At 33.9% G+C, this 18,528-nt stretch carries 15 protein-coding genes and 1 tRNA gene; 9 read left to right on the top strand and 7 right to left on the bottom strand.

From position 1 onward, the window contains the following. Window position 1: 1 nt before the first annotated feature. From ABD963_RS02465 to glgA, 3 genes are read right to left on the bottom strand one after another with little or no spacing between them, the layout of a single operon-like run. Complete coding sequence (locus ABD963_RS02465) at window positions 2-1,939, bottom strand: alpha-1,4-glucan--maltose-1-phosphate maltosyltransferase (protein ID WP_345275350.1); 1,938 nt, start codon at window positions 1,937-1,939, stop codon at window positions 2-4. 39 nt (window positions 1,940-1,978) lie between these two features. Further along, on the bottom strand, window positions 1,979-3,244 hold the full coding sequence (locus ABD963_RS02460) for a glucose-1-phosphate adenylyltransferase (RefSeq protein ID WP_345275349.1): 1,266 nt from the start codon (window positions 3,242-3,244) through the stop codon (window positions 1,979-1,981). A gap of 31 nt (window positions 3,245-3,275) precedes the next feature. Then, window positions 3,276-4,478 (bottom strand): glycogen synthase, encoded by a 1,203-nt coding sequence (gene glgA, locus ABD963_RS02455; RefSeq protein ID WP_345275348.1) that lies wholly within the window; start codon window positions 4,476-4,478, stop codon window positions 3,276-3,278. Window positions 4,479-5,001: 523 nt separating this feature from the next. On the opposite strand from glgA, the gene ABD963_RS02450 reads away from it, so the two are divergent. Then, the gene (locus tag ABD963_RS02450) at window positions 5,002-5,274 is read left to right on the top strand and encodes a hypothetical protein (RefSeq protein WP_345275347.1); all 273 of its coding nucleotides are present in this window, start codon (window positions 5,002-5,004) and stop codon (window positions 5,272-5,274) included. Between the two features lie 39 nt (window positions 5,275-5,313). On the opposite strand, the gene lepA is transcribed toward ABD963_RS02450, so the two are convergent. Beyond that, window positions 5,314-7,110, bottom strand: a complete 1,797-nt coding sequence (gene lepA / locus ABD963_RS02445; RefSeq protein ID WP_345275346.1) for a translation elongation factor 4 — start codon at window positions 7,108-7,110, stop codon at window positions 5,314-5,316. A gap of 73 nt (window positions 7,111-7,183) precedes the next feature. After that, entirely contained in the window at window positions 7,184-8,284 is a 1,101-nt protein-coding gene (locus ABD963_RS02440; protein WP_345275345.1) for a TolB family protein, read from the bottom strand. Between the two features lie 44 nt (window positions 8,285-8,328). Between ABD963_RS02440 and ABD963_RS02435 the strand changes: the two genes are divergently transcribed. Genes ABD963_RS02435 through dusB form a run of 3 tightly spaced genes read left to right on the top strand, consistent with a single transcriptional unit; the run spans window position 8,329 to window position 10,965 of the window. Continuing rightward, complete coding sequence (locus ABD963_RS02435) at window positions 8,329-9,555, top strand: M28 family peptidase (RefSeq protein WP_345275344.1); 1,227 nt, start codon at window positions 8,329-8,331, stop codon at window positions 9,553-9,555. Next, window positions 9,556-9,948, top strand: a complete 393-nt coding sequence (locus ABD963_RS02430) for a DUF4345 domain-containing protein (RefSeq protein WP_345275343.1) — start codon at window positions 9,556-9,558, stop codon at window positions 9,946-9,948. It abuts the gene before it with no gap. Window positions 9,949-9,969: 21 nt separating this feature from the next. After that, entirely contained in the window at window positions 9,970-10,965 is a 996-nt protein-coding gene (dusB, locus tag ABD963_RS02425; RefSeq protein WP_345275342.1) for a tRNA dihydrouridine synthase DusB, read from the top strand. A gap of 10 nt (window positions 10,966-10,975) precedes the next feature. On the opposite strand, the gene ABD963_RS02420 is transcribed toward dusB, so the two are convergent. Continuing rightward, complete coding sequence (locus ABD963_RS02420) at window positions 10,976-12,181, bottom strand: ABC transporter permease (protein ID WP_345275341.1); 1,206 nt, start codon at window positions 12,179-12,181, stop codon at window positions 10,976-10,978. A 153-nt stretch (window positions 12,182-12,334) separates the two neighbouring features. Then, complete coding sequence (rbfA, locus tag ABD963_RS02415; protein ID WP_345275340.1) at window positions 12,335-12,730, bottom strand: 30S ribosome-binding factor RbfA; 396 nt, start codon at window positions 12,728-12,730, stop codon at window positions 12,335-12,337. A 142-nt stretch (window positions 12,731-12,872) separates the two neighbouring features. Here rbfA and mce point away from each other — a divergent pair, with 142 nt between their 5' ends. The 5 genes from mce (at window position 12,873) to ABD963_RS02390 (ending at window position 18,520) form a co-directional block, all read left to right on the top strand. Then, window positions 12,873-13,277, top strand: a complete 405-nt coding sequence (mce, locus tag ABD963_RS02410) for a methylmalonyl-CoA epimerase (RefSeq protein ID WP_345275339.1) — start codon at window positions 12,873-12,875, stop codon at window positions 13,275-13,277. 49 nt (window positions 13,278-13,326) lie between these two features. Next, a tRNA-Ile gene (locus ABD963_RS02405) sits at window positions 13,327-13,400 on the top strand. Window positions 13,401-13,787: 387 nt separating this feature from the next. Beyond that, window positions 13,788-14,795 (top strand): helix-turn-helix transcriptional regulator, encoded by a 1,008-nt coding sequence (locus ABD963_RS02400; RefSeq protein ID WP_345275338.1) that lies wholly within the window; start codon window positions 13,788-13,790, stop codon window positions 14,793-14,795. Between the two features lie 315 nt (window positions 14,796-15,110). Next, the gene (locus tag ABD963_RS02395; RefSeq protein WP_345275337.1) at window positions 15,111-17,354 is read left to right on the top strand and encodes an N-6 DNA methylase; all 2,244 of its coding nucleotides are present in this window, start codon (window positions 15,111-15,113) and stop codon (window positions 17,352-17,354) included. Further along, a complete protein-coding gene (locus tag ABD963_RS02390; RefSeq protein WP_345275336.1) occupies window positions 17,351-18,520 on the top strand; it encodes a hypothetical protein in 1,170 nt (389 codons plus the stop codon). Before ABD963_RS02395 ends, ABD963_RS02390 begins: the two co-directional genes overlap by 4 nt. Window positions 18,521-18,528: the final 8 nt, after the last annotated feature.

Genomic DNA, 18,528 nt, shown 5'->3' with positions numbered 1-18,528 from the left:
TTTATTTGTTTATCTTGAAAATATGAAATGGTAAGGTAGGATGAAGCTCAACAAAATTCCACTCATTATTCCAATTATAACGGTTATCAGTAATTAAATCATGCATCTCGAGATTTTGGCCTGCATTGATACCTAATTCACCTAATGGAAGTTGAACAGTACCTTGTTGAGAATTATAGGCATCTAAACTTACAACAATTAAAACCTCATTGGTTTTAGCGTCGTTCCATTTATAAAAAGCTAATAAATTGTGGTTTTCTATGAAACAGAATTTTATATTGTTGGTTTGTTGAAGCGCTTCATTATGGTGTCTTATATAGTTCACTTTTCCAATGATGGTAATGAGTTTATTTTTAATATTCCAATCGTAATGAGCGATTTGAAACTTTTCAGAATTATTATATTCCTCGCGGCCTATTAGAGCATCACTTAACATATATTCAAAAACAGGACCGTAAATACCAATGCTAGAACTTAAGGTTCCAGCAAGCACATAACGTTGAATATGCTTGGATTCGTTGGCTCCCTGTAAATGAAAGGGGTTAATATCGGGCGTATTGGGCCAAAAGTTGGGTTGCATGTATTCTTTTAATTCACTTTTGGTCAATTCCTCAACATATTCTATTAACTCATGTTTGTTATTTCGCCAAGTGAAATAGGTGTAGGATTGTGTGTAGCCTTGTTTTGCTAATTGTTGCATCACTTTTGGGGCGGTGAATGCCTCAGCTAAAAAGATAACATCAGGATGTTTAGCCTTAACTTGCGAAATAATCCAATTCCAGAAATAAAAAGGCTTGGTATGCGGATTATCAACTCTAAATATTTTAATACCACAATCAATCCAATACATTAAAATACTTAAACACTCGTCCCATAAAGCCTTATAATCTTCACTTTCCCAATAAATGGGTAAAATATCTTGATATTTTTTTGGTGGATTTTCTGCATATTGCACTGTACCGTCGGGTCGCCATTTAAACCATTTGGGGTGTTCTTTAACCCAAGGATGATCGGGTGCAGCCTGTAACGCATAATCCATAGCAATTTCAATGTCATTATCTTTAGCACATTGGATTAAAGATTTAAAATCATCCAAAGTTCCCAATTGTGGGTGGGTATCTTTATGGCCACCATGTTGAGAACCAATTCCCCAAGTAGAACCCACGTCACCCTCTTTAGCTTCGGTCGTGTTGTTTTTGCCCTTACGGTTCACTTCACCAATTGGATGAATAGGGGGCAAGTACACTACATCAAACCCCATGCTTTTTACCCGTGGTAAAATACGCTTACAATCATTAAATGTTCCGTGAATTCCTGGCTGTTCTGATGTTGAGCGTGGAAAAAATTCATACCAAGTGCTAAATCTTGCCTTTTTTCTATCTACATATACTCGGTATTCTTTTGATGAATTGTCTAGTATTTTTATTGGGTTTTCAAAAAACAGTTTGTATAATCTATCTGAAGTTGCCTCGGTTATGGCTTCACTATAATGGTTTTCATTTTTAAAAATGTGTTGTAAATGCTCCAAATACGCAATGTCTTTAGCATTTACTTTGTCCACGATAGCTTTTACGAATTCAGCTCCTTCAAGCAATTCTGAAGAAACATGTTGACCGTCGTTAATTTTTCTAATCAAACCATATCTCCAGTTCAAAGCATAATCAACCCAAGCTTGTACTTTGTAAGTATAAAACCCTTGCTTTTTGACTGTAAAAGCCCCTTTCCATTCATCATTTACAACCAATTTCATTCTGGTTTCTTGCCAGTTTTTTTCTTTTTCGTGTTTGTAAAGCACTGAGGCTCCTAATACATCATGCCCATCAGCCAGAATATAGGCGTCTATGTTAACTATTTCATTAACAACACGTTTAATATAAAATTCTCCACAATTAATACTTGGGAAAACATAATCAACAACAACTCTCTTTTGGTTTTGCATTACTTAGTTGGTTAAATAGAAGAGGTTAAAAATTTTGATTTAAATAACGTATCCTTTAGGAATGGTAGCACCTTTTTTAACAACTACGATGCCATCTTTTATTGAGTACATATCAGTTTCTTTGTCTTCAAGATGCTTTCCTCCATTAATTCTTACATCGTCACCAATCCTACAGTTTTTATCAAGAATCGCATTTTTTATAAAACAACGCTCGCCAATTCCCATAAGAATTTCAATTTTGTTATGGTCAATTTCTTCCAATGTTTCATAGAAATCCGAACCCATCATATAGGTATTGATCACGGTTGATTCTTTGCCAATTCGGGAGCGAATACCAATAACTGATTTTTCAATTTTAGCGGCGCTAATAATGCAACCTTCAGCGATAACTGCTTTTTCGAGCATTGTTCCAGCTAGTTTTGTAGTTGGCAGCATTCGTGCTCTGGTATAAATACGCTTTTTCTTATCGTATAAATCAAACTGCGGTATATCATCAGTGAGTCCAATATTAGCTTCAAAAAATGAATCAATATTTCCAATATCTGTCCAATAGCCTTCATATTGATAGCTTAAGGTTTTATGAGATTCTATTGATTGAGGAATAATTTCTTTGCCAAAATCATTGGTTGTCGGGTCTGACATTAATTTGATTAATAAATCGCGATTGAAGATATAAATACCCATGGAGGCCAGATAATTTCTACCTTGAGATTTCATATCATCACTTACTTCAGATGTCCAGTCAGGCAATAAATCAGCGCTTGGTTTTTCAATGAAAGAAGTTATTACACTATCACTATTAGATTTTAAAATACCAAAAGAGGTAGCATCTTTTGCATTAACAGGAATGGTAGCAATTGATATTTCTGCCTTGCTTTCTACATGCGCATTAATCATCAATTCATAATCCATTTGATATAATTGATCTCCAGATAAAATTAAAACATATTCAAAATCATGTCTTAAAAAGTGATGCATACTTTGGCGAACAGCATCTGCCGTTCCTTGAAACCACGTTTTGTTGTGTGGTGTTTGTTCTGCAGCTAAAACGTCAACAAAAGCACTGCTAAAAAAACTAAAATGATAAGTGTCTTTTATATGCCTATTTAATGAAGCAGAATTAAATTGTGTTAATACAAACATGCGTTTAATATCCGCATTAATACAGTTTGAAATAGGAATATCTACTAACCGGTATTTTCCAGCAATAGGAACTGCCGGTTTAGAGCGTTGATCTGTTAAAGGATATAATCTTGAGCCTTGTCCGCCACCCAAAATGATTGCTAAAACCTTATCGTTTATCATGTCTTATAGTTTTAATTAGTGTATAGTAATTTTAAATTAATGACTTGTATAATGCCTCAACTTGTTTAGCGATAGCTTCCCAATCAAAATAATCTTCAACACGTTTTCTACCATTTTTTGCCATCGTTTCTTTCAAGCTTTTGTTTGATATTACTTTGTTTATTCCGTTTGCTAAATCTCTTGAAAATTTATCAGGATTTATTGGTTCAAATGGCGCCACATTTTGTTGTTCTAGAGGCACTAAAATTCCAGTTTCGCCATCAACAACAACTTCTTTTATACCGCCAACAGCACTTGCCACCACAGCTGTATTACATGCCATAGCTTCAATATTTATGATGCCAAAAGGCTCATAAATTGAAGGGCAACAAAAAACATCAGCATGAGAATATAATTGGATTATTTGCGCTTTTTCGAGCATTTTATCAATCCAAATAACATTATCTCTTGTTTTTTTAACGGCATTAACTGCATCTTCCATTTCTTTGCCAATTTCTTTGGTATCGGGCGCACCTGCACAAAGAACAATTTGAGTATCTACATCAATATATTTTATCGCATTTACTAAATGGATAATTCCTTTTTGTCGCGTAATTCTTCCGACAAATAGCACGTAAGGCTTTGATTTATCAACACCATATTCATCTAAAGTTGATGTATCAGAGGTAGTTTTATATTGTTTAAGATTTATTCCGTTATAAATAACTTTAACTTTATTTTCTTCAACATTAAAATGCTTGAGTACATCTACTTTCGTTTCTTCTGAAACAGCAATAACGGCATCTGCCATTTCAATGGCTGTTTTTTCAACCCATGAAGACGCATCGTAACCTCTACCTAATTGTTCTCGTTTCCAAGGGCGCAAAGGTTCAAGTGAATGTGTTGTTATTACTAAAGGAGTACCATAGCATAACTTTGCAATGATTCCAGCAAACTGTGCATACCATGTGTGGCAGTGAACTACATCTGCATCAATCGTTTCTGCATTCATATGAACACAAGTGTTTAAAGTTTGTAAAACGGCTTTAAGTTTGCTGTTCGTAGCATCAAAAATAGCGTTTTCATAAGGAAATCCTTTAACGGTTAGGTTATGGGAGCTAGCATCTTGGTCGCCAAAACATCTTACTTCAACATCCATTAACTTAGCTAGTTCATCAGCTAAATATTCAACATGAACCCCGGCACCACCGTAAACATAGGGAGGGAATTCTCTTGTATAAAAAAGTGCTTTCATAAAAACCTGTTAATTATAAAAAATCTTTGTTTAACGCCATTCCTTTTGTTTAAAGGAAAGGAACGTTAGTTCATAAACATACAAAAATATTGTTAATAACTTTGTTGAAATAATATTTTTAAAGAATTTAATGGATAAATGAAGATAATCAAAATTATCCCTAAAAAAAAGGAGTAATTACCTGAATTTAGTCTTAATTTTTCATAAAATTTAAAGAGCATTCTGGATATGAAGTACGTTGTTGGAAGGAATTAAAAAAGAAAATAAATTGAAAACAACTTTAATCTAATGTATAAGTAGCCTTACTGCCTATAAAATGAATTTTTTTAAAAAGACTGTAATGAAAAAAAATTGAAACCTTTATATTTTTGTTGTTTTAACTCTTTAACACAAGATTTAATTAGAAATCTTTAACAAGGGATTCAATTATGATGCTTTTTCGGAAAACCGGTAGAATGTTTTAGAAATAATGGGTTATTTTAAAAATAAGAGTCATATTTCGGTTAATTCTAAAATCAATTTAATGAAAAAGTTAACATTTAGTGCCTTCGTTTTTGCAGTATTATGTTTTACAGGATGTGGTAGCGATGATGACAATAAAAATGTCATTGAAGCATGTCAAACCTGTAATTTAGAAATATTAGGTGAAACTATAATTTCTGAATTTTGTGACAATGGTGATGGTACAATTACTATTACGGCTTTTGGTCAAGAAGAAATTGAAGAACTAGATGAAGGAGTTACATTTGCAGAATTTATTGCTGCTTATGAAGAATTTGGAGCAATTTGTAATTAGCGAATCATAAAAAACCCATCTAATTAGATGGGTTTTTTATTAATCATTTAATTTTAAAACAGCCATAAAGGCCTGCTGGGGAATTTCTACATTACCAACTTGTCGCATACGCTTCTTCCCTTTTTTCTGTTTTTCAAGCAATTTTCGTTTACGGGAAATATCGCCACCGTAACATTTAGCGGTTACATCTTTACGAAGTGCTTTTATGGTTTCTCTGGAAATAATTTTTGCCCCAATCGCCGCTTGAATGGGGATATCGAATTGTTGGCGAGGTATCAATTCTTTTAGTTTCTCACACATTTTCCTGCCTATATTTTGAGCATTATCAGCGTGTATTAACGCTGAAAGCGCATCAACAGGTTGTGCATTTAACAAAATGTCTAATCGTACCAATTTTGATGTTTTCATCCCTATTGGATGGTAATCAAAGGAGGCATAGCCTTTTGAAACCGTTTTCAGTCTGTCATAAAAATCGAAAACAATCTCAGCGAGAGGCATCTCGAAAGTTAGTTCAACACGTTCTGGTGTTAAATACGTTTGATTGGTTATGTTCCCGCGTTTTTCGATACAAAGAGACATCACATTTCCAATAAAATCAGCCTTGGTAATAATGGTGGCTTTAATGTATGGCTCCTCAACACGATTTAAGGTTGAAGGTTCAGGAAGGTCTGATGGGTTATTTACTATTATTGGAGTTTCTGGGTTTTTATTGGTATAAGCTAAATACGACACGTTGGGAACCGTTGTAATAACCGTCATATCAAATTCACGCTCCAAACGTTCTTGTATAATTTCCATATGAAGCATACCCAGGAAACCACAACGAAATCCAAAACCAAGAGCCGCAGAACTTTCAGCTTGAAACACAAGAGACGCATCATTAAGCTGAAGTTTTTCCATGGAATTTCTTAGCTCTTCATAATCTTCAGTATCTACAGGGTAAATACCTGCAAATACCATGGGCTTTACATCTTCAAAACCTTCAACAATATTGGTAGTTGGATTTGCGAAATCCGTAATGGTATCACCAACTTTTACTTCTTTAGCGGTTTTGATACCGGTTATTAAATAACCAACATCACCAGCTTTCACGCTTTGTTTGGCAACTTGGGTTAACTTTAAAGTACCTACCTCATCAGCATAATAATCTTTTTTAGTAGCTACAAATTTTATATGTTGTCCTTTTTTGATTTCACCATTAAACACTCTAAAGTAGGTCTCAATACCTCGAAAGGTGTTATAAACGGAATCAAAAATCAAGGCTTGTAAAGGTCCATTTGGATCGCCCTTTGGGGCTGGAATACGCTCAATAATGGCCGCTAAAATATTGTCAACACCAAAGCCAGTTTTACCACTGGCATGAATTACTTCTTCTGGTTTACAACCCAATAAATCAACAATGTCATCGGTAACTTCCTCTGGATTAGCACTTGGTAAATCCACTTTATTTAATACAGGAATAATTTCCAGGTCGTTTTCTAAAGCTAAATATAAATTAGAAATGGTTTGTGCTTGAATACTTTGGGCGGCATCTACAATTAATAGGGCACCCTCACAGGCTGCGATGGAACGGGACACTTCATAACTAAAATCCACATGGCCAGGGGTGTCAATCAAGTTTAAAACATATTTTTCACCTTGGTATTCATAATCCATTTGAATCGCGTGCGACTTGATAGTAATACCACGTTCACGCTCTAAATCCATGTTATCCAATAACTGGTCTTGCTTTTCCCTATCGGTAACCGAACCTGTAAAATCAAGCAAGCGATCTGCAAGTGTGCTTTTCCCGTGATCTATATGTGCAATAATGCAAAAATTCCTAATGTTTTTCATAGCAACATCTCCATAAAAAGATTTGGCAAAGATAGTTTATTTATTGCGCTATTTAGTGAATTTTTTCTAGCCATTAATCTTGCCATTCTGCAATAAATAAATTGGTATCGCGGCCGCCACCGTTATTTCTATTAGATGAAAACGCTAAATATTTACCATCATTTGAAAAAACAGGAAAGGCATCAAAGGTTTCGCCATGGGTAACGCGTTCCAAGTTTTTTCCATCAATATCAATTAAATATAAATTGAATGGAAACCCACGTTCTGCTTCAAAATTAGAAGAGAATAATATTTTTTTACCGTCAGGAGTAAAAAACGGACTCCAATTGGCATTTCCTAAATCGGTTAATTGACGTAAATCGCTTCCGTCTGCATTACAGATGTAAAGTTCCATATCGGTTGGTTCTACCAAGCCTTCGGCCAATAATTCTTTGTATTCTTTTATTTCTTGTTCGGTTTTTGGTCGGGATGAACGAAAGATGATTTTTGTGCCATCAGGAGAAAAGAAAGCGCCACCATCATAACCTAACTCGTTGGTTATTTGTTTTACATCGCTACCATCTAAATTCATGGTATATAATTCTAAATCGCCACTTCGGGTTGAGGTAAATACAATTTTGTCTCCTTTTGGCGAGACGGTAGCTTCAGCATCATAGCCCTTTTCATGTGTCAATTGGTTAACAATATGGCCTTCTAAATCGGCCACAAAAATGTCAAATGTATCGTAAACGGGCCAAATATATTTTCCGTTTTTACGTAAAGGTGTATCGGGACAATCTTTATTACCTAAATGGGTAGATGCATAAATAATGTGCTTGTTATCGGGTAAAAAATAAGAGCAGGTAGTTCTGCCCATTCCCGTGCTTACCATGGGAGGTGCAATACTATCTGTAAACGTGTCGGTGGCATTCATTAAAAACATTTGATCGCAATTCACGCCCCATTTTTTATTGTTTGATTGAAATATGATTTGTTTATCATCAAAGCTCCAATAGGCCTCGGCGTTATCGCCACCAAAAGTGACTTGCCGAATGGATTTAAAATGGGTTTCCTCTGGATAAATTAAAGAGTCTTTTTCAACCTCAACTTGGTCTTCTGTTTTTTCTATGGTTTTTGTCTGATTTTTGCAACTGATACATGCAAAAACTAAAACCATAATATATATTCGATTCATTTTAAGTTATTAACTAAATTTGTACAAAATTAAGGCATATCCTAATGAAAAACATCCTCACCATCATTTTTTTAGTGTTTCTTGTTTCGTGTAAAACCAATTCTTCAAAAACCGTAAGTATTAAAGACGATGTCATGTATTTATCTGGTGATGCTTTGGAAGGCAGACAAACAGGTTCTGAAGGAGAGAAAAAAGCAGCAGAATACATAGCAAAACGTTTTGAAGATTTAGGCTTGGAACCCAAAGGAAACGAAGGCTATTTTCAGAGGTTTTCATTTAAGCCAAAAACCAATCCACATCAAAAAGTGAGCTACACGGTTAAAGATGGCGATAGTACTATTACAGGAACGAATGTTATTGGGTTTATTGATAATAACGTTGAAAACACCGTGGTAATAGGAGCACATTATGATCATTTAGGTTATGGGGCAGAAGGCAGTTTGTACAGAGGCGAAACCAAAGAAATTCATAACGGAGCTGATGATAATGCCAGTGGCGTATCGGTATTGTTAAATTTGGCAAGCAAGCTTAAGGAAAGCAATACAGGCAACAACTATTTATTCATCACGTTTTCTGGAGAAGAAATGGGCTTATTAGGGTCTAACTACTTCACTAAAAATCCAACCATAAATAACGATCAAGCCAATTATATGATTAACATGGATATGGTTGGCAGATTAAAAGCCGATAGTACTTTGGCAGTTTATGGTGTTGGGACATCACCGATTTTTAAACAGACTTTGAGCGCCCATAATAACAGATTTAAACTTATTCAAAATGAATCGGGCATTGGCCCCAGTGACCACACCAGTTTTTACAATGTTGATATTCCTGTTTTACATTTCTTCACAGGGCAGCATGAAGACTATCATAAGCCAACGGATGATTTCGAAAAGTTGAATTATGAAGGAATGCAAACCATTTCGAACTACATTTTTGAAGTCATTTCAGATTTGGATGACAACGGAAAATTACCTTTTAGAAAAACAAAAAATGAAAGCGAAGAAACCCCACGATTTAAAGTAGGATTGGGTGTGATACCAGATTACATGTTTGATGGTAAGGGCATGCGAATAGATGGTATTAGTGAAGATAAACCAGCACAAAAAGCAGGCTTACAAAAAGGAGATATTGTTGTTAAATTGGGCGATAGCACCGTTACAGATATGATGAGCTACATGAAAGTTTTGGCAACCTTTAAAGAAGGAGATAAAACCAAGGTGGTTGTTGACAGAAATGGAAACATGGTGGAAGCCGAAATAGAATTTTAAATGCCAATTCCCAATCAGCAATTAATCAGTAAATCACCCTTAGTGGTTTCTATTATGGTGGTTGTTCCCATAGCCTTTATTTATGGTTTTTATCCTGAGTTACTATTTGATATTAACTTAAAATCTGTTGATGAACACAACATTTTTAAGGCTACCATGGGAATGTATCTGAGTTTTTCTTTGTTGTGGGTTTTTGGAATTTTTAAAACTAATTATTTCAAACCAGCGCTACTATCCAATATCATCTTCATGCTGGGCTTAGGTTTTGGAAGATTTTTTAGCCTTTTTACAGATGGCATTCCGACCCTATTATTCATTTTAGGAACAGTTGGAGAATTGTTCTTAGGCTTTTATGGGGTTTGGATAATGAGTCGGTACAAGAAAAAACCTTAATTTTGCGCAAAAACAAATTAATTGGTAAAAATAGACAACATAGAACTTTCTGATTTTCCATTGTTATTAGCGCCTATGGAAGATGTAAGTGACCCACCTTTTCGCGCCCTTTGCAAAGAACAAGGAGCCGATGTGGTTTATACCGAGTTTGTTTCGAGCGAAGGGCTTATTCGTAACGCCGCTAAAAGTGTTATGAAGTTGGATATATATGAAAAAGAACGTCCGGTTGGCATCCAAATTTTTGGAGCTAATCTAGATAGTATGCTTCAAACCATCGATATTGTGTCTGCTTCCAATCCAGATATTATCGATATCAACTTTGGGTGTCCAGTAAAAAAAGTAGTAAGCAAGGGAGCAGGTGCTGGCATATTAAAGGATGTTTGTTTGATGGAACAATTAACCGCTGAAATGGTTAAACGTACTAGCATTCCTATTACTGTAAAAACCCGTTTGGGATGGGACCATGATTCGATAAGAATTGTTGAAGTAGCCGAAAGACTCCAGGATGTAGGCTGTAAAGCCATAGCTATTCATGGACGTACTCGTGCACAAATGTACAAGGGAAGTGCCGATTGGAAACCTATTGCCCAAGTAAAAAACAACCCAAGAATGCATATTCCTGTGTTTGGAAATGGCGATGTAGATACTCCAGAAAAAGCCATGGAAATGCGAGATAGTTACGGATTGGATGGCGCCATGATTGGTCGTGCCAGCATTGGAAATCCTTGGTTTTTTAAAAAAGTAAAACATTTTTTCAAAACGGGAGAATATTTAGAGCCTATTTCTATTGAAGAGCGTGTTGAAGCTGCTCGTAGACATCTGCAAATGTCTATTGACTGGAAAGGGGAGGTTTTAGGGGTTTTTGAAACCCGTAGGCATTACACGAATTATTTTAAGGGGATCCCTCATTTTAAAGAATACCGAACCAAAATGGTAACCAGCGATAAACCTGAAGACGTATTTTCAGCTTTCGACGAAGTTTTAGAAAAATTTAGCGATTATCAATTCACCGAGTAGTTCCACAAATTTATTGGGTTTGCACCATAGATTTTGTAATTCTAATAGAAGCAATTTTAGAAGCTATAATACCTAAAACAGAAATAGTAAAAAACACGATAAAAAAGTTTTCAATTTTTATGGTAACGGGGTATGCGAGGGTAGGGGTTATCATTACCAAATCAAAAGATTTCTGAAGAAATATGATGATAAAGGCCAATATTAAACCTACAATTCCACCTACAACACTCATTAAACTACCTTGTAAAAAGAAAATTTTACGAATATCTTTAACGGTTGAACCAATGTTAAAAAGCGTATTTAAGCTTTTCTTTTTATCCAATATCATCATGATTAAAGACCCAATAACATTGAAAAATGCAATAATTAAAACCAAAGTGAATATTAAATAAACCGCAAGATTTTCGGTGTTTAGCATTTTGTACAATGCATCATTAAGTTGTGCTCTGTTTTTTAAAATAATTTTGTCTCCTAAAATAGCTTTAATATTAGCCTTGGCAGATTCTTCATCAACGCCTTCTTTAAGTTTAAATTCCAATGAAGACACTTGGTTAGGTTTATAGTTTAATAAGTTTTTCGCTAGATCAATGGGAGCATAAACATATTCATCGTTTAGGGTTTCGTTTATATAAAACACTCCAACACTAATGGCGTTTACCGAATTAAAGGCGTTTTTGGTTGAGGTAATTTGTCCTTTTCCAGGTTTAGGCACATATATTTTTATGGGCTTGGTAAAATCTAAAATACCAAGAGATAAGCTATTTGATATGCCCCAACCCACCACAATTTGATTGGACTTTTGCTCAATCCAATGACCATATTCTAAAATGGTATCTGTATTTACAACGTCTTCATAATGCTCATCAACACCTTTAATAGTTGCCAATGTGTTTTTATCCTCAGAAGAAATAATTACACGTTCCTCAACAATCTTTGAGTAGTATGCTATATCATCTAAAGCATCAAGTTTGAAAATGTCATCTTCCGTTAAAAAAAAGGATTTTCCTTTGGAAGTTTCAGCTTTTAAGTCGGGGTCTACCACACTTGAAAATTGCAAGGTAAAATCCTTTAAACCAGCAAAACCAGAAAGCACAATAAACAATGAAGCAGCACCTAAAGCAACCCCAATAAGCGCTATGTTGGTGATAAAATTAATAGCGTTATTACTGCTTTTTGATCGTAAATACCGTTTTGCTATGTAAAGGGACACATTCATGCTTTAAAAGTACATGAATTTTTTCATTTGAAAACCCATAATGGGCATTTGGGATATGATGGCTATTTCCCGCTGATTTGCTTAAAATATGGAACCATAGATTCTTGAAAAGTTTAAACAAATAAAACGGGTAAAAATAATTGAAAAATAAGGTTAAGATTTTTTTCGTTTGTCTAGAATGGTTGGGTCCTTAATAGGGTTTTCCTCACCTTTTAGAGATTTATTGATCTTGTCAATATATTCTAGGGAATCATCAATAAAAAACTCCAAATTTGGCATGCGTCTTAATTGGTTTTTGGTACGTTGTGCTAATTCGTGTCTTATTAAAGGCGTGTTTGATTTTATACCTTGAAGAAGTTCTTTGCCTTTGTCATTTGGAAAAATACTCAAATACACTTTGGCAACCGATAAGTCTACAGTTACTTTTACTTTTGTTACCGAAATTAAAACCCCACGCATACCACCATGGGTGGCAGCGTTTTGTAAAACCTCAGCTAAATCATGCTGTAAAACAGACCCTATTTTTTTTTGTCTTTGAGTTTCTTCCAAAATATAAATTTTAAAACCCCCTTAGAGTTTAGGTTACAAAAATAAGGGATATTTAAAGATTATATTACTTTTGAATCACATAATTTGTATCTTAACTGTAATATAGATTTTCGATGTCTCGGAAACATAAAATGAAATTCCTATGAACAAAATTGAACATATTGGAATAGCCGTAAAAAACCTAAATGATTCCAACGAATTGTTTTCTAAACTTTTTGGCAAGGCCCACTACAAGATAGAAGAAGTTGAAAGCGAAGGGGTTAAAACATCATTTTTTAAAGTAGGTAATAATAAAATTGAATTATTGGAAGCTACAAAAAACGATAGCCCTATTGCCAAGTTTATTGAAAAGAAAGGCGAAGGCATTCATCACATAGCTTTTGATGTGGATGATATTGAATCAGAAATAGGTCGCTTAAAAAAAGAAGGTTTTATTGTTTTGAATGAAACGCCAAAACTTGGTGCGGATAATAAACTGGTAGCGTTTTTACATCCCAAAACCTCGAATGGTGTTTTGATTGAGTTATGTCAAGAGATAAAGAAATAAAATTTCTTGCTAACAATTAAAATAAGTAGTAATATTGCACTCCAATTTCGGTCCTATAACTCAGTTGGTTAGAGTATCTGACTCATAATCAGAAAGTCCCTGGTTCGAGCCCAGGTGGGACCACTAATAAAATCCGTAATCATTTTATTATAAATGACTTACGGATTTTTGTTTTTATGATTTGTACGATTTATGTACGATTGAATAGTTCATGGAAAATTATTTATGATTATTTTAGTTCAATATCATATCCCTCTAAGTTGAATACATTTTTACAACATTAATCTTGTTAAAAAAATATTTAAAAAGCGTGCTATTAGAATTTGAGGTTTAAAGAATTTTAAATAGTATATTTATTTCTTATAAAGCATTTATATTATGACGATGATATGTGAAATTAAATAAATCTAACTTCATTCCATTTAGTAATTTCGATGAGTCTTTTAGGATAATTTTACAATGATCAAAACCTATACAAGCGAATAGCTCTATAACTTTAATTATAATACAATGGCATTCAGTAAACACGCACATTACCGATATAATATATTAGATTTTTGTTTCCGAAAATTAGCCCTTTCAAAGGAGGAACTAAAGGATCATTTGAATCAAAAGCTTGAAGTGGCATATGATGGGGAACAAATTGCAATGCGGCAGTTGGACAATGACTTAAAAGTGTTTAGACAAAAGGAAGACGGATTTAATGCGCCACTACCACCTAATATAAGAACATACAAGTATTCTGATCCTAATTTTTCAATTGCTGAACGACCATTATTAGAATATGAGCGATACTTAGTAGATGCTGCCATTCGATTACTGCAACGATTCGAAGAACATCCAAAATACAATAGCATATCACAAGCTCTTGTAAGACTTCAGTTAGAAGAAGAAGATGAAAAAGGTTTAAATAAAATTATGTATTTAGATCATAATGAAGAATATAAAGGGATAAAATATTTGAAACCTTTGGCTGATGCCATTAGGAAAAAGCAAGTTCTTAAAGTCGAATACAGGGGTTTTAATACTGATGGGTCCTGGTTCTTCGAATTCCATCCTTACTTACTAAAACAGTATAATAGACGATGGTTTGTATTTGGCCTAAATGCCACAAATAATCATACTGAATGGAGTATTCCTTTAGATGAAGAGCGACTAATCGATTATGAGGTCATACAAGATGAAGTAGCATATATCGAATCTAAGACAAATTGGGACAATTACTTTAGGGAAATAGTTGGTATTCGAAAGGAAAAGAGACCAAAAGAGCGAGTTGTGTTAAAATTTCACAGCAAAACGAGGATGCATCATTTTACAACAAAGCCATTTCATCCAGATGCGGATACATTCCTAGATGAAGACAAGCAAGACCAAGTTTATTTTGAGTGCATTCCGAATCATGAATTGGTCCAGCAAATTTTGTCATATGGGGCTGATGTAGAAGTTTTAGAACCGGAGAGTCTTAGATTAAGTTTAAAAGAGCATTCCGAAAAAATGTTTAAATTTTATGATGAATAATTATGCAAATACTGTGCGTATTTTTGCTTTTATTTCGTGAAATCAAAAAATTAGTTGCAAGAAACTATGAATGATAGTAAAAGGACATTTGTTTACAAAATAGCAAATCATGTCTGGAATTGTGCCGGTAGATTAAGAAATTCTTATCATGACAATGATCCGCATATAATATTATTTCTGTTATCTGGGTTTAAAGATGGCCTATTTGATGAGGTAGAAGATACGGTAGATGTTGACCTTAAGTTCTTATGGTCAGCTAAAAATGATTTATTTTATCAAAAGATTTTTCCATTTTTCAAGCGATTTATTGTAAACATGGGCAAGCAAAATCTTTATGATTTATTAAGTGCTTTCAGGGAGGTAAATAGATTTCAACTTGAAGAAAATTTCAAAGATATATTTGAATATTTATTAAAAAAAATAGCAGCTTTTCAAGGTAAAAAATCAGGGGAATCATTTCAACCACTCGAAATCACAAGATTAGCATTGACCCTAGCTGATTTGCCAGAAGATGCTTCTATTTACAATCCATTTGCTGGTTTTGCCTCTTATGGAATTCACTTAAATGATCATCAAAAGTATTATGGGCAGGAAATCAATCAGTTTACTTGGGCTGTTGGGCAATTAAGGTTAAAAGCTCATAACCTAAATGAGACCTATACCTATTTGAATGATGATTCGATTGATAATTGGGATTCTTACAGAAAGTATGATTTGGTAGTTGCAACACCTCCTTTTAGATCTCTCATTTCCAAAGATTATTATTCATTCTTCACAGGAGATAGAATTAGCAACATTGGAAACTACCTTGTTGATAGAGGCTTAAACTCATTAAAACCTGGAGGGAAATTAATTACGGTCTTACCTTTGTCTTTCCTTTTTACACGATCAGGAAAATATTATGAATTCAAAAAACATTTGATCAAGAATAATCTCATAGACACTATAATTTCTTTGCCATCAGGTCTTTTTTACAATACCGCAGTTGCTGTTTGTATTGTGGTTTTTAGCCCAGTGCAAAAAAGACCAGGCTACGTAAGGCTAGTTGAGGCCTCACAGTTGTACCATATTGAAGGAAGAGGATTTAAAAGACTAGATATCGAAAAAATAGAGAATATTCTTGAAGAGGATGTAGAGGATGATTCATTGAGATATGTTGATCAAAACCAAATTGCTAAAAATGAATTCGATTTATCGGTAGAGAGGTATTTTCTTAAAAAAATTAATGGCGTTAAACTTTCTGGTTTCACTTCCATTATTACTGGACCTATAGCTCCGGTAGGAAGTAAAATGTTTCAAATTCAAGTGAGAGAACTGAAAGACGACATTTTTAATTGTGAACTGAACCTAGAGGAACTAAAACCAAAAGGAGTTGAAAGAGGAACTTTTAAAGTAATTGAAGAATCATGTATACTAATTTCAGTAATAGGTAATGATCTTAAACCGACGTACTTCAAATATAACGGTCATTCCATCTGTATATCTAATGCTGTTTTAGCTTTGAGAATAGACACTTCTTTTGTAGATCCCATTTTTCTGATAAACGAATTTCATGCAGATTATGTAAAAGATCAGTTAAAAGCCTTTAGAGTTGGTGATTTTCAATCCCATATATCGAGACGAGATCTAAGGAACATTGAGTTCAAGATTCCCCATTTAGAAGAACAACGAGCTAAAGTAAGTGCTGTCAAGGATCTGTCCAGTAAATTTCAAGAAATTGAACTTGAAAAACAAAATTTATTACGTGGTATTAGAAAAGAAGATACCGAAAGCTCCACGTCGTTAAGTCATGTTCTAGGTAAGCCGCTTTTAAGTATTGGATCTTCACTAGAAATTATTCAATCAGGGTTATCAAATCTTGATCCTAAATGGAAAGAGTATATAATTAGTCAAAAAAGAGGATTCACTCTTGCAGATGCATTTGAGTCTATTTCAAAAAATATTAAATATATACAAGAACTTACGGATAAAAATACTGCTCTGGTGAGCATTTCAAATTTTGATTTAACAGATTTGAACCTTTTGAAGTTTTTAAAAGAATTTGTTAAGGATGAAAAGAAGAGTTTAAATGGTAATATTAGCCTAGAACTTGATATTCATGATGATATTAAACAGTTGATGGATAATAATGTACTTATAAAGGCAAATTATCAAAAGTTAAAGATTGTTCTGGCGAATTTAATGGATAACGCAAATCGACATGCTTTTACAAAAAAAGACCAACGAAATAAGATAACTATTGAAGTATTGCCTTTTACAAGCAGCAGGGAGGAAGCGCTTGCTAATAATTATGACATTGATGAAAAAAAGTCTTATGTCGAAGTCCGATTCTTTAATACCGGTAGGGCTTTTCCAAATGATTTTAATTTGGACGATTATAAAAGAAAAAACTTTTCTGCTGGCCAGAGTCGCAACAGAGGGCTTGGAGGTTATGAGGTTAATGAAATTCTGAAAGCACATAATAATGGTAGGGATTCCCTAAATATTGAACCTCAAATGACTAACTCTGAATACAGCTCGATGGTCACATTTATTTTACCAATTAGTCAAAATATATGAGTAAAAAATATAATATACTTTGGATTGACGATGAGCATGATGATGATGCTCTCTTGACTTTTATTTTACTAGCTGAAAACCAAGAAATTATTCTTCATGGATATAGTAATTTTAAAGAGGGCTTCAGTGCTTTAACAACAAATATTAATTTTTATGATGCTGTTTTATTAGATGCTTTGTTTTTTGAAGATGAAACTTCTCAAACCCCAAATCCAGCTGGTTTGGGATCTGCACTTAAAAAATTAAATGAATTGGTTCCAAAGAAAGTATTTCCATATTTTGTGCTGTCTGGCCAGACTCATTTTACAGATGTTACTAACCCAATCCTTGAAGCGTTTCAATTAAGGTGTTACAATAAGAAGAATCCGGATGATGTTCAGGAATTGTTGAAAAACATAAAAATAGAAGCTGATCAACAAATAGATCTTCAAATCAAGCATGAAAACCAAAAACTTTTTGACATTTTAGAAAATTATCCAGATAAGTCAAGAGATACATTTATGGCAATTTTTAAAGGCATGAGGGGTTTAGATTTTAATTTTTCTGATGATTTTACATCTTTGAGAAAAATACTAGAAATTCTTTTTAGAATGACCAACGCAGTAGGTTTGTTACACGATTATTGTGTACAAAAAGGGGCTGATGGAGTTAACCTTTCTGAATCATCACTATTTCTATCTGGGAAAGACACAAAGCATTTAAAAGTGAGATGTACTAAGACCCATTTTCCAAAAATCATATCCGAAAATGTCAAAAATATTATATTTATAACCGGTGCAGCTTCTCATACAACTACTCTTTCAAGTACTGAAACCGTTAACATTCAGGCATATCGTAATAAAGTGAATACACCCTATCTACTATATTCATTGGCTTTACAATTAATGGATGTACTTATCTGGTTTGATAGTTATATTAAGGAGAATGGAGATGTCGAAAAGAACAAATCATTCTGGGAAGAAATTGAAATTGATATTAACGAGGAGGATTATGAAATAACTGAAATTTATGAAATACAACCTAATGGATGGGGTACAGTTTACATAAATACTGTAAGCATAGGTGTGCACCCCCGCTTTGTGACCTCACTAAATCTTGTTGCCGGTGATACAATAAAATTTACAATTGATGATAATTCTAAGGCTCAAAATATTACCAAATTATAATTATGCAA

This window comes from Litoribaculum gwangyangense (genome assembly GCF_039543505.1).
In the GTDB taxonomy this organism is placed as follows: domain Bacteria; phylum Bacteroidota; class Bacteroidia; order Flavobacteriales; family Flavobacteriaceae; genus Litoribaculum; species Litoribaculum gwangyangense.
The sequence above is the reverse complement of the archived record's forward strand: the minus strand, read 5'-3'. Positions and strand labels throughout refer to the sequence as shown.

What these genes read in the sequence shown, in the direction of transcription:
- ABD963_RS02465 (WP_345275350.1), bottom strand. Translation starts at nt 1,939, where the DNA reads ATGCAAAACCAAAAGAGAGTTGTTGTTGATTATGTTTTCCCAAGTATT.
- ABD963_RS02460 (WP_345275349.1), bottom strand. Translation starts at nt 3,244, where the DNA reads ATGATAAACGATAAGGTTTTAGCAATCATTTTGGGTGGCGGACAAGGC.
- glgA (WP_345275348.1), bottom strand. Translation starts at nt 4,478, where the DNA reads ATGAAAGCACTTTTTTATACAAGAGAATTCCCTCCCTATGTTTACGGT.
- ABD963_RS02450 (WP_345275347.1), top strand. Translation starts at nt 5,002, where the DNA reads ATGAAAAAGTTAACATTTAGTGCCTTCGTTTTTGCAGTATTATGTTTT.
- lepA (WP_345275346.1), bottom strand. Translation starts at nt 7,110, where the DNA reads ATGAAAAACATTAGGAATTTTTGCATTATTGCACATATAGATCACGGG.
- ABD963_RS02440 (WP_345275345.1), bottom strand. Translation starts at nt 8,284, where the DNA reads ATGAATCGAATATATATTATGGTTTTAGTTTTTGCATGTATCAGTTGC.
- ABD963_RS02435 (WP_345275344.1), top strand. Translation starts at nt 8,329, where the DNA reads ATGAAAAACATCCTCACCATCATTTTTTTAGTGTTTCTTGTTTCGTGT.
- ABD963_RS02430 (WP_345275343.1), top strand. Translation starts at nt 9,556, where the DNA reads ATGCCAATTCCCAATCAGCAATTAATCAGTAAATCACCCTTAGTGGTT.
- ABD963_RS02420 (WP_345275341.1), bottom strand. Translation starts at nt 12,181, where the DNA reads ATGAATGTGTCCCTTTACATAGCAAAACGGTATTTACGATCAAAAAGC.
- mce (WP_345275339.1), top strand. Translation starts at nt 12,873, where the DNA reads ATGAACAAAATTGAACATATTGGAATAGCCGTAAAAAACCTAAATGAT.
- ABD963_RS02400 (WP_345275338.1), top strand. Translation starts at nt 13,788, where the DNA reads ATGGCATTCAGTAAACACGCACATTACCGATATAATATATTAGATTTT.
- ABD963_RS02395 (WP_345275337.1), top strand. Translation starts at nt 15,111, where the DNA reads ATGGGCAAGCAAAATCTTTATGATTTATTAAGTGCTTTCAGGGAGGTA.
- ABD963_RS02390 (WP_345275336.1), top strand. Translation starts at nt 17,351, where the DNA reads ATGAGTAAAAAATATAATATACTTTGGATTGACGATGAGCATGATGAT.